This window comes from Desulfosporosinus sp., from assembly GCF_014237355.1.
Classification (GTDB): Bacteria; Bacillota; Desulfitobacteriia; order Desulfitobacteriales; family Desulfitobacteriaceae; genus Desulfosporosinus.
The window spans coordinates 1-11,241 of sequence record NZ_JABZFS010000013.1; the positions used below are offsets into that span (position 1 = coordinate 1).

Annotated in this window: 13 protein-coding genes and 1 pseudogene; 1 reads left to right on the forward strand and 13 read right to left on the reverse strand. The window is 40.5% G+C overall.

Going from position 1 to position 11,241, the window contains the following annotated elements:
* From HGJ98_RS02005 to HGJ98_RS02035, 7 genes are all read right to left on the reverse strand, one after another.
* Nucleotides 1-764: slipin family protein (locus HGJ98_RS02005; RefSeq protein WP_291349321.1), on the reverse strand; the 764-nt coding region annotated here is incomplete at its 3' end.
* 6 nt (nucleotides 765-770) lie between these two features.
* A complete protein-coding gene (locus HGJ98_RS02010) occupies nucleotides 771-1,064 on the reverse strand; it encodes a hypothetical protein (RefSeq protein ID WP_291349322.1) in 294 nt (97 codons plus the stop codon).
* 546 nt (nucleotides 1,065-1,610) lie between these two features.
* Nucleotides 1,611-2,618 (reverse strand): WYL domain-containing protein, encoded by a 1,008-nt coding sequence (locus HGJ98_RS02015; RefSeq protein ID WP_291349323.1) that lies wholly within the window; start codon nucleotides 2,616-2,618, stop codon nucleotides 1,611-1,613.
* Nucleotides 2,605-3,888, reverse strand: coding sequence for a WYL domain-containing protein (locus tag HGJ98_RS02020; RefSeq protein WP_291349324.1), 1,284 nt, complete (start codon nucleotides 3,886-3,888; stop codon nucleotides 2,605-2,607). The genes HGJ98_RS02015 and HGJ98_RS02020 overlap by 14 nt, the downstream gene beginning before the upstream one ends.
* Nucleotides 3,889-3,915: 27 nt before the next feature.
* The gene (locus tag HGJ98_RS02025) at nucleotides 3,916-4,395 is read right to left on the reverse strand and encodes a GNAT family N-acetyltransferase (RefSeq protein WP_291349325.1); all 480 of its coding nucleotides are present in this window, start codon (nucleotides 4,393-4,395) and stop codon (nucleotides 3,916-3,918) included.
* 57 nt (nucleotides 4,396-4,452) lie between these two features.
* Nucleotides 4,453-4,764, reverse strand: a complete 312-nt coding sequence (locus HGJ98_RS02030; protein ID WP_291349326.1) for an AzlD domain-containing protein — start codon at nucleotides 4,762-4,764, stop codon at nucleotides 4,453-4,455.
* On the reverse strand, nucleotides 4,754-5,470 hold the full coding sequence (locus HGJ98_RS02035; RefSeq protein ID WP_291349327.1) for an AzlC family ABC transporter permease: 717 nt from the start codon (nucleotides 5,468-5,470) through the stop codon (nucleotides 4,754-4,756). The genes HGJ98_RS02030 and HGJ98_RS02035 overlap by 11 nt, the downstream gene beginning before the upstream one ends.
* Nucleotides 5,471-5,588: 118 nt before the next feature.
* Between HGJ98_RS02035 and HGJ98_RS02040 the strand changes: the two genes are divergently transcribed.
* Nucleotides 5,589-6,464 (forward strand): LysR family transcriptional regulator, encoded by an 876-nt coding sequence (locus tag HGJ98_RS02040; protein WP_291349328.1) that lies wholly within the window; start codon nucleotides 5,589-5,591, stop codon nucleotides 6,462-6,464.
* A gap of 172 nt (nucleotides 6,465-6,636) precedes the next feature.
* On the opposite strand, the gene HGJ98_RS02045 is transcribed toward HGJ98_RS02040, so the two are convergent.
* The 6 genes and pseudogenes from HGJ98_RS02045 to HGJ98_RS02065 all read right to left on the reverse strand — a co-directional run bounded on the left by HGJ98_RS02045 (nucleotide 6,637) and on the right by HGJ98_RS02065 (nucleotide 10,904).
* The gene (locus HGJ98_RS02045; RefSeq protein ID WP_291349329.1) at nucleotides 6,637-7,080 is read right to left on the reverse strand and encodes a PPC domain-containing DNA-binding protein; all 444 of its coding nucleotides are present in this window, start codon (nucleotides 7,078-7,080) and stop codon (nucleotides 6,637-6,639) included.
* A 155-nt stretch (nucleotides 7,081-7,235) separates the two neighbouring features.
* Nucleotides 7,236-7,646, reverse strand: coding sequence for a Uma2 family endonuclease (locus HGJ98_RS02050; RefSeq protein ID WP_367142649.1), 411 nt, complete (start codon nucleotides 7,644-7,646; stop codon nucleotides 7,236-7,238).
* The gene (locus HGJ98_RS22310) at nucleotides 7,636-7,803 is read right to left on the reverse strand and encodes a hypothetical protein (RefSeq protein ID WP_367142650.1); all 168 of its coding nucleotides are present in this window, start codon (nucleotides 7,801-7,803) and stop codon (nucleotides 7,636-7,638) included. The genes HGJ98_RS02050 and HGJ98_RS22310 overlap by 11 nt, the downstream gene beginning before the upstream one ends.
* Before the next feature lie 455 nt (nucleotides 7,804-8,258).
* A complete protein-coding gene (gene pylSn, locus HGJ98_RS02055) occupies nucleotides 8,259-8,585 on the reverse strand; it encodes a pyrrolysine--tRNA(Pyl) ligase small subunit (RefSeq protein ID WP_291349330.1) in 327 nt (108 codons plus the stop codon).
* A 286-nt stretch (nucleotides 8,586-8,871) separates the two neighbouring features.
* Nucleotides 8,872-9,915: pseudogene (gene pylB, locus HGJ98_RS02060) on the reverse strand (methylornithine synthase PylB); the annotation flags it as partial.
* Between the two features lie 191 nt (nucleotides 9,916-10,106).
* Nucleotides 10,107-10,904, reverse strand: coding sequence for a methyltetrahydrofolate cobalamin methyltransferase (locus HGJ98_RS02065; RefSeq protein WP_291349331.1), 798 nt, complete (start codon nucleotides 10,902-10,904; stop codon nucleotides 10,107-10,109).
* Between the last annotated feature and the right edge of the window lie 337 nt (nucleotides 10,905-11,241).

Consider the following 11,241-nt stretch of genomic DNA (forward strand, 5'->3'; position numbering starts at 1 on the left):
AAGCTGCCTCCACCTATAAGGGATATATTTCCGATCTTATCACAGATTTTTTCTAAGAACTCCAGTTCCTTTAAACGATAAAGAGTCTGGTTTTCCTCCATAAGCTTTGCCGTATTTAACAGGCTTCTGGTTGAAGCAACTTCCTCTCGCCGAGTGATGACGTTGGCTTGCGCCTTCTTTTCCGCAATCAACACGGTATTGAGAATTTCTTTAATTTCCCCAGGCAGAATAATATCTTTCACCCCAACGAACATAAACTCCACACCAAAACCGGAGCTTTTTTCTTGGAATTTTTCAAGGATGTAGTTTCCAACTTCTTGCTTTTTCAAAAGAAGATCGTCTAACTTTAAGGATCCTATATATTCTCTTAAGATGAGCTGTAAAATGATATAAAGCTGTTCCTCAAAGGACTTTACTGCAATGACTTTTAGTGGATCGATAATTTTGTACTGACAGACAAAGTTCAATCTTAAGGTGATCTTGTCTTCCGTCATAATTTCTTGACCCGTCATATCCATCTGCTGCTGTCTTAGATCAACATTTTTTACGGCAATATGTACCGGACTCTTCCAGAAGTAATATCTGCCGGGTTCCAATATCCTTTGAATTTGATTGTCGTAATAGAGAATCCCTTTTTCATAGTTTGCAACTTCAGAATAATTCAAAAAACCGACCAGCTTCGGGTTACTATAGACTGAAGGGTCTATGTCCGATTGGACTTCGGGATTGCGTATGTCTATGATGATAAACTCATGCTTTTTCATGACGTTTCAGAAGGCATACTTTCCTGGCTTTAGCACCTCAACAAGCTTCTTATCTTCAAAATGGATAGCAATCTCATAGTCCTGGATATCAACAACTGTGAGTTCCTGCAAAAGTTCATGATCTCCAAGAAACAGATTGATATTTTTACCGTTCGTCTCAAACGTTTGGTTAACATCTGATGTCACGACCTGATATTTAAGCAATGGATTAAAGTAATGTTTCCCAGGTTTTAAGCATTTTGTATAGTTACCGTCTTTGAATAATAAACCTCTTTCATCATTCTTAATGCTTACCTTCATTTTAATCCATCCTTTTCTTAACAATTTTTGCTGAATCTTTTTCGAGAACCCCTTCGGAACCTTAGCGGAGTACTGCTTAAGGACAGAGTTACCTACTTTGGTCATGAAGAATTGTTAATGCCTCAGACTTAGCCTTGGCGTGAACGACTTCAGACTAGTTTAGGTTTTCTTTATCCGGTATCCGCGCACTTCATGGCTTAAGTCTCGATGTCCTTGCAGATGTACTGCCTAAACGTGGGATTCTCTCCAAAGATCCAATCTTCAGGTGACCATTGAGAGCTAACCATAGTTTCAGATCCTTAAATCTGATGGGGATTCAAACCCCTTCTTGCCGAAGGCTCTGCCACTGAGCTAATTACCTTTATGGTAATGGAGGAATCGAACCTCCGTTCCTCGGTTCTTGAGCTCCACATTCCGATACCGGCATACCTAAATCTTAAAAAGTCAGGCACCGTAAGATTATACAGAAATCTATGTAAAGGAATTAGGAACATTTTTAGTATACCGGGATAATTTGCCGGTCAAAAGACAAAAAGTTTGCAACATTTATCTTGTTGCAAACTCTAATGATTTTTTTACTCGGCTTACTATTTCATCAGCGATTCTTTGAGGGGATGTTACCTTGACATAGGGTCCTAACGAAATAATATTCCGTATTAAATTTTCTTCTTCAAATAGGTAGTAATGAAGTTGTAACTCGTATTTATTATTTCCTAAATGTTTTGCTGATCTCTCCATACCGGAAAAGCACATGAAACTTCTTTCCATCGCTCCCTTTTTGTCCGTCACTTCTATGACAATGGGTTCTTGGGAGTATATTCCAAAAAGCAATGCCCTTGCGGCTTCTCTATCTATAGGGACCTTTTCGTTGACGATCCTTAGGTTTGCCAGCGTAAAAAGGTTGGCCATAATCGGCCTGTTATCATCTAGCGAAAACATAGATATGCGAAATCTACCGTCTCTCATTGAATATTCAAGGCTAACCGGCATGGCCAGTTTATTCTTATGAACATTCCCTTTTCTATCTTTGTTATCATAGCGAATAGGTTTATCTTGAATCAACGCTTCTAAGAGCAATCGAAAATTAGTTTCGTAAATCTCCGGGTTAGAAATCTCAGGCAGCTGAATGATATTTGTCATTTCCAGATAGTCTTCTTTAATCGGTGTATCAATGTCACGCAGAATGGTTTGAAGCTGGGCCAAAGTCTCGTCACTTAAAATCATTTCTATTCCCGGTTGGCTAAGCAGCGCTTTTAGCCATGCTTTTTCCAGGTTTGTAAAACGAATCGGTAAGGGGTTTTTCCCAGTATCTCTAATGCACGGAAAAAACAGATCATTCTCTTGCTTTAAAAGGTTGAAATTATGGTTATCATCACCACTATTCAATACGAGATCAGCAAAAGTGTGTTGATTTTTTCCGATAACTTTTTGATCAAATTCTCCCTCATCAATAATCATTAAAATCTCATCTTTGGTTTTCCCGAAGACGCATTCGTTAATAATTATAAATAGCAGATGAAAATATCTGTTCTTTACTTCATCAAACAACTCCATAGGACAAAAGAATCTCCTTCCAGTCTGCTGCAAGTTTTTCGGCAAGCTCAGCACTTTTTAAGACACGGATGTTTCCGGCATAGCTTCTAAGCCAGGGAATCATCTCACCACTGTCACTGACCTTCAGGGAATAATGATAGCGACCTTCCTCGATTTTCTCCATTTTCCCACCGGGCGCCTCGTTTTTTATCTTTTCAATCAAATATCCTTCCGAGACTTCATCAATCAACAGTTCTATTTTAATGTTTTCCGGTTCCTTTCCATCTACCAAAGCTACACTTGACCAAGTGTATTTCATACGCTCTTTGTAATTTTTTTTATAATCTTCCCTGCTGAAGGATTCCTTTTGCAGTTCAATACTCTCGATCCTATCCAGCCTTGAAATAATGCACTTACCATAATTATTGAAGGATATTAGATAAAATCTGCCATGACGTACATCATATCGTAGTTTGTAAGGAGTTAGAACTTTATATGAGTTCTTATCGGGTCTTTTTGCAGTATGATAGTAGAGTTTAATCTTTCGTTGTTGATGAATTGCCTTCAGAATCTCCCATAGGATCTGTTCCTCAATTACAGGATGAAAGTGAACATACTTGTAATTAAATAAGTTAACAGTGACGCTGTGATTTCTTTCATACTTCAAATAGTCCTGAAGTGTCTGGGTGCAGAAATAACCGATAGTTGTTGGAAATAGAATATTTTTATAGAGATCAATGGCCCTAAGCAGCTCTAGTAACTGGTCGCAGCTAAGGAGATCTAATATATCCGGTGCTATATAGTACTGTTTTGTCCTTTTCTCCGTATCACAAGAAAGTATGCCAATTCCTTTAGACATTTCATTAAGTTTTCTTTCGATGGTCTTTACGCTGATATTTTCGAAGTTTAAATTTCCATTCTCAATTAGTTCATCGACGATAGTATTTACTGAACAAGGAGTATTTTTTGACTGAAGGTACAATAGAATCAGAAAATACAAGTAAAGGTCAGTCCTGGTAAAACTTTTTGTCATAAATGTATTAACCAGAAAATTGTCTGGATGTCTTAAGAAATCGTAAGTAAGGCTAATGAGTTTATACCGCCCATCCATATCTACCTTTACATATTTCTTTTCAACATACTGTTGAATACGCCGTATTTCATAGCTCACTTTTCTGGGGCTAATATTCCTTTTAGTTTCGAGATCGTCAATCGAAAAGCATCCGTACAAAAAACAATCTCTGAGAATAACTCTAATGGTATTATAATGTTTAATAAAATCGTTAAACATAATGCTCCTTATAATAACTAGAACTCATTAAACTATAAATTTATAAAGCCCTTTTAAATCATCACAAGTATAATTATTATACTCTAGTACTTTCCTTGAAACACTGTTACCTTCAAGGGGGTCTGCAATGATTTGAGCAGGTTTTTCATTCTCAATAACCATTTGAGTTAGTTTGTTAACGATCTGCTTTCCAATTCCTTTGCCTAAAAACTCTTCATTGCCGATAAGATAATCAATGCCGAATGTGCCTTCCGGCTCATTGTCCCATCCGTACCCCTCACCAGTTTTACTACAGTCGTAATACTGGCAAAATCCCATCGGCTTATCTTCATATTCAATAATGTAATGGTTTATCCAATCATATTGGCTTTCGCGATTATAAATTTCGTTAAGCCATTCCCGAGGATCACCAAACCATTTTCGAACATGCTCTTTGTTCAGCCATATCTTAACCAGCGGTATATCCTGGTTATTCATTTTTCTGAGCTTCAAGTCCTCCCTACCCATACTGTTCTTGATGACTCCCTTCCTTACAATAATAACTATAAAAGGTTAACCTTCTTGTCAGCCCCATACCATCAACTCAAAAATAAAGACCGATAAACAAGCCAGGATGGAAACCTTGAACAGACTGCCACCTCGATAGGCCAGGATTAAGGCTGTGCCAAATCCTGCCAGGGCGGACCACAGGTTTGCCGTCGCGCTTAAGATCGCGGGAAAGGTCATCACCGCCAGGGTCACATAGGGAACATAATATAGAAAGGATTTAAGATAAACATTCCTGATTTCCTTACGCATGAAAATCAAGGGAATCAGTCTGATCAAATATGTAACGCCCGCCATAACCAGAATATAGAGATAGATATTACCCCTCATGGGCAGCCTCCTTCACCGGAAACAGAAGAGCAGCAATTCCTGCTATCGCTACCGTTAAGATAATGATTTTAAATCCCTGGGAGATTTGACTAAGGATGGGTAGTTGGGCAAACAGCAAACTCAGCAGCATGGATGAGATAATGATTCCCGTCAATAGTTTGTTTCCTTTTGCCGGCGGGATAATCACAGCGATAAACATCCCATATAGGGCAACACTTAAGGCGCTGATGATCCTTGCGGGCAAAATCTCCCCTGAAACAACACCGCAAAAGGTGCCCAGCATCCAGCCCGATATACTAACACTCATCAGACCGTAATTGTAGAAAGGGTTCAGTTTACCTTCTTTGCAAACGGATACCCCGAATATTTCATCCGTAACGCCGAAGGCCACCAGAAAGCGATGAGGCCAGCCTGTTCCTACCTCTAATTTTTGCGATAATGAGCAGGACATGAGACAGTATCTTAAATTAATAACCAGTTGAGTCAGGGCCATTTCCAGATAAGTTGCGGAAGTCCCGATTAAAGCCAGTGCTCCGAATTGTCCGGCTGATGTCAGGTTGGCTCCGGACATGAAGACGGCCTGAAAGGGCGTCAGACCGGCCTTCTTCGCCACAATGCCAAAGGTAAAAGAAACCGCGAAGTAGCCGAGAGCGATGGGGATACCGTCTTTGATCCCGTTTTTCCAGGGGATAATCTTGTTGCTCATTGAAACTTACCTCTGATCTATCATTATATTTGCTTCATCATACTCTCCCCTCTTGACATAAGTAAAACGAATTTCCATAATGAATATATAAGTTATTCTAATGTATATGAGGTAAGCCATGAACCGCTATCAAGCTTTTATGAAAATCATCGAGACAGGAAGTTTTACCAAAGCCGCTGAGGAACTCGGTTACACCCAATCCGCTATCAGCCAGATGGTCCGCGCCCTAGAGGAGGAACTCTCCACCATACTCTTTTTGCGTTCGCGCAAAGGGATCGCTCTAACGCCTGATGCCGAGGAATTCCTACCCTACATTAAAGGGGTACATAATTCCCTCCGAGAGCTTGAGGAAAAACACCGGGAAATGCAAGGACTGCAAAAAGGGATTATTCGCATCGGCACCTTCTCCAGCATTTCAAGCAATTGGCTGCCTGATTTGATCAGGGATTTTAAAGCCAGGTACCCTTCGGTATGCTTTGAGCTTCACCAGGGGGAGTACACCAGCATTGCCCAGTTGATTAAAGAAGGAAGCGTGGATTTCGGCTTTGTCAATCCCGACGCTCAAGCTGTATCCGAACTAATGACAATCCCCCTCCAACAAGACGAAATGCTGGTGGTCGTTCCCAAAAACCACCCCTTAACGCGCAAAAAGAAGCTATCACTCCGGGATCTGGTCAATGAAGCCTTTATCCTCTTGGATGAAGGTCAATTAAGCGTGCCCTTGGAGTTTTTCAAACGGGAAAATCTTCATCCCAACATCCAATACCGTGTTCATGACGACTATACGATTATGTCCATGATTGAAAGCGGTTTAGGAATATCTATTCTGCCAAAGTTAATTATCAGCAGGTCCCCTTATCATATCGCAACCTTAGAGCTGTCTCCGCCCATTGTCCGCACCATCTCCCTGGCCTTTAAAAACAAGAAGGTATTGCCTATCGCCAGCCGGTACTTTATGGATTTCATTGTCGAGCAGTATGGAAGGAGTTCCTGAGTCCGCTGAGATGAAATGAGCGCAAGGAATCAGTCGCGGACCTCTATGGCCTCCGCAATCTTAAAAGCGTGGTGGTTATGATTCGACTAACAATAAAAAGCTAACAATCCTGTCAGCCCCATGATGCCCCATTATATAGTTAAGCCTGTCCCTCTGGTCATGTCTGTAAGTGTTACAACTCCAATAGTTCAAAACCAGTTTCCGGATCTACTTTTCTCTGTGCTGTAGAATTAGCTAATTCAAAAATAATCACCTCGCCAATATGCCAGATCTTGACCCCTTCTCTTGTACATCCTGTAACAGTGTCTCTATTACGCCCAAAAGCGGAGTGTAAGTGCAGTTTTGGAACCTTTTGTTCGTTGGTAAATATAGTTCCAATTCCTACCGCCTCGCTTGTACCCAACAATTCTGTAACCATGGGGATTGGTTTCCTGGCTGTACCATCTTCAGGCCCTACCACAACTTTGCTATTAGTGTCCGCACCGCCAAGAAAGTGCACAATTGCAGAGTTAATTTGGTATGTTATGGCAAAGTTCTCAATGGTATCTGGTATTATATCCCCGTGTTCTAGTCTCAGAATAAAAATCCTTCCTAAGTTTGCCTCTGAATATTTCATACTTCTCCTTCTCTCATCAAAATTTGTCTTAGAAGGTAAGACGTTTGGCTCTTTATAGTAATCTTATAATTGATATAATTCCTCAATCACTTCACGCTCATTGGGAATGCTTATTCGTTTCTCGGACATCTATGCTCCTGGGGAATGAACTCCTACTAATCCTTCAAAAACACCAGACCTAAATTAATGTACAAGTCAGCAAATATTCCAACCTTGATTTTATCAGGATAATGATAAAGTCCGGTTCGTTCATATTTGTTATCCTCATTAAGCGCATATATATCGATAACACAATCCAAGGGAAATACCAGCCAGTATTCTTTTACACCGCTGCGTTCATACAATAAAAATTTATCCTGCATATCCTTTTTAGCAGTTGCAGGGGATATTATTTCTATTATCAAATCGGGCGCACCCTTGCACCCTCTTTTGTCCAATTTACTCCGATCACAAATAATCGCTAAATCGGGTTGCACCACTGTTTCAATTTCCTCATCTTTTTCTTGAGCTAGCGGCAACCTGACATCAAAAGGAGAATAGAAAACTTCGCATGGTTTATCTGGCAAATTGCATAACCAGTTCACGAGAAATTCTTTGGTGCTCAGTAGAAGGAGCTGGGGTCATATTATAAGGTAAACCATTGATAAGCTCCCAACGCTCGTGTTCTGGCCAAGTTAAATAATCAGCGTAGGTATGCTTTTTAAGTACATTTGGTAATGACATAACACACTCCGCTCCTTTTTGTCTTTTCTATATATTACCATGAAGATATATATAATCAAAGTCTCCCTAATGCATACGTATTGCCTGTTTTCAACGTGCCCTATCACGTTAAAAAAACTGAGCGAGTTCGATATAACTCTCTCAGTTTTTTTCTTCTTAACTACATCCAGTAGCGTTTAAAATCCTTGGTGTAGTTATTAGCCCCCTGCCAACATCGGTGTAGTTAGGACAACCGTGTCTCCGTCCCTAAGTTCCAAATCCGCGTATCCTTCCATACAGCAAACCCCATTTACAAGAATACAAGCTGTGGATCGCAGCTTGTATATCTCTTAAGCCATCCCTGTTGGCTATTTTTATCAAAAGGGCATTAGTCCTCGATGATCACCCCAAGTTGGGGTTTCTGAGGCGAATTCAGACCACAAGCCTTTTTCTCCACTCCATTGCCCATTATTAAATTATAGATGTGCCCCATAATGTTGATTCATCACCGTCGATGAATACTTTAGGAGCTTCCATTCCGGAACCTTACATATCGGACAAGCACTTATAAACCATTTATTCCTCAGCCAGCGGGCTGCCCGACTATGCCTCGAATTGTAGATAATAAAACGTCGGTTACAGTGAGTTTCAATCTCTGCCCTATCCCCTCTCCGAGTTAATGACTTGATTCCATGCAATTTACCACTACGGGAAGGCCATAGTTTAATTTTTTCTACTAAATTACAGAAATCTGCATTTTTGCGATAATACCTTTTCTTTTCTCTAAGGGCCGCTTGGGACATTTGATCCCCACCTCCTTAATATTGTTATCTATGGATCAGAACGTCTGTACAGTGCATGCCAATAGCATGGGCGGCGACTTCGGAAAGTGTATGACCGGTTTTTCTCACTAACTCTTCGTTGAATTCTTCTATTTGTTATGCGATCAAATCGATATTCCTTTCCTTTAGACGAGTCATAGCAATTCAGCTCCTTAATTAAGCCCGAAGGATAAGGATCTATTACTATAGGGATGTTGAATTCCTCCTGAATCCTCTGAAGGACTTGATTTCTCTTTTTTAAGTAGTTTAGAAACGTTTGATAGTTTTCATTTGTTGCAGCTTCCAGCCTGTTGGCCTTCAGAACAGGAAGCACCTTCTCAATGGACCGGTTTCCATCATCAATATCCAGTGTACTTTGAGATACTCCGGCCATACCCACCGCAGGGGGAATGATTGATGTGATTACGTTTGCTCCGGAATTAAGCCGTTGTTCCATCCCCTTTAAACCATCCACATCCAGAGAGGCAGGAATCAAGCGATCGGGCATGACAATACGCATGACAGCAATGATAAGCAACTCGCGAAAAGGAGAATTAATTTTCCAATTTGCCAGGGGTGTGTTTTCCTGAGGAACAAAGCTCATGACCCGAACTTGGTCCGCTCCCATTCTTGTCATAGTTATAATAGAATCTGCCATATCTTCATTGGTATCACCAACTCCGGTCAGCAATCCTTCTTCGATTAAGTACCCCATTTCTTTAGCCTGGATCTTCCGATTCATCCGTTCCTCATAACTTTGCTCAATTCGTAATCCTTGATAAAGGATCTTATTGTGAGTTTCCTGATAACATGCATACCAGTCGGCACCGGCTTCTTTGAATTTTCGAAGAACCTCCGGAGAAACGACCCCCGGTGAAATCATAATCGGTATTTTGGTTTCCTTTTTTAGCTCTTTAACAATTTCTAAAAGATCATCAAATCCATGAACTGAATGATAATACTGGGGATCCTCCCCCATTGTCAGGTCTAAAAGGTGCACTCCGGAATTAACCAAACTTTGAGCAGTCGTCACGATTTCTTCCCTGGTTTTTCTATAACGCGGATAATTCCGATTGGATTTTCGGTAGAGACAAAAGGTACAATCGTTCCGACAGTATGTAGAGAAATATACAAAGCCATAAAAGAATACTTTGTTTTCAAAATACCGTTCACGAAGCTCCCTCGCCACTTGTGAAACTTTACCCAATTCCTTCTCTGAGGTTATATTTAATAATCTCAAGATTTCCTCACGGCTAAGGGAAATTTCTTGTCTCGCCTTATCGAGAATCCCGTCTATTTTAAAATCCTGCATTATAGCTGCCCCCTTGCTTCGTCTGATGGATTCTGCTCATTTTGTTTTGTCTCATTTACTTTGGAGGTATGGGCGACGACTTTTTGTTAGTTTTAATATGAACCACCAAAGGAACGTTAATCGTTTCTTTGGTGGTTTTCCAGTGTTTCACTCATCTCAGCTTTTGTGGCTTGAGATAACTATTTGTCTTTTTAGAATTCCAACAATTGTGAACGGTAGGCGTTAAGGTAGTTCGAGCAGAAATTGTCACGTCCAAATAAGGTTTCAGCGGTGACAAGGCCTGCCATCATTCGTTTATCTAATGGATTGATAATTAAGCCATCCAGACCTTTTGCAATGGCCATAATTGCAAAGGCTTGATTGATAAATTTCCGGTTAGGCAATCCATAGGAAATGTTTGATAACCCGCACATGGTGTGGACACCCTTGAATTCCTTAGAAATTGCCTCTATGGCATTGAGAAATTCTATGCCAAAATCGTTATTGGTCGCGATAGGCTGCACCAAAGGGTCGACGTAAATATTATGGATCGGGACATTGTTTTTTACTAATCCGTTGATAAGTTGATCTGCAATTTTGAGTCGCTGCTCGGTGGTCTCAGGCATACCTTCATCACTCATGCAAAGAGCAATGACTTTGAGATCGGTTCCGGCCACAACAGGTACTAGGGAATCAAAACGACTCTGTTCCAAAGATATGGAGTTAATCATGGCCGAACCTTTGTGTACCGACAGTGCCGCTTGAATCGCCTTTGGATCCGGGCTATCGATGCAGCAAGGCGTGTCCGTAGCCTCTTGAACCGTTTTTACTAACCACTGGAGGTATTCCGCTTCTTTCCCCACGAAGATTCCGGCATTCACATCGATGAAGTTGGCACCTGCTTCACGTTGGTCAACAGCAACCTTTTTAACTGCCTCTGCATCTTGTGCCCGAATAGCTTCCCCAATTGCCTTTCGGCTTGCATTGATGAGTTCTCCTACAATTAACATATCATTCGCCCCCCTAAATAATAGTTCCAGTCTTTCTAACTTCCGTTTTTACTTTTCATGACATCATTCAATAGTCAAATAACGACATAAACATTGAACAATTTCTCCTTTCTGTCTAATTTTAATTCTGCAAACAAGTAATTAACTGAAATATTTGGCAAATTAGTCGAAAGAAACAGTATTAAGTCGCAATATTCAGTCTTGTTAGACTAATGTAATCTATATATAATTTTTAATAAGCAAGTTTTATGCCAGTCTGGACAATGACCTTAAAAACCAGTCAGCAGAAGAGATTGCGATGTCGTTTTAACATAAGGAAATAGATCTCACTCCATAA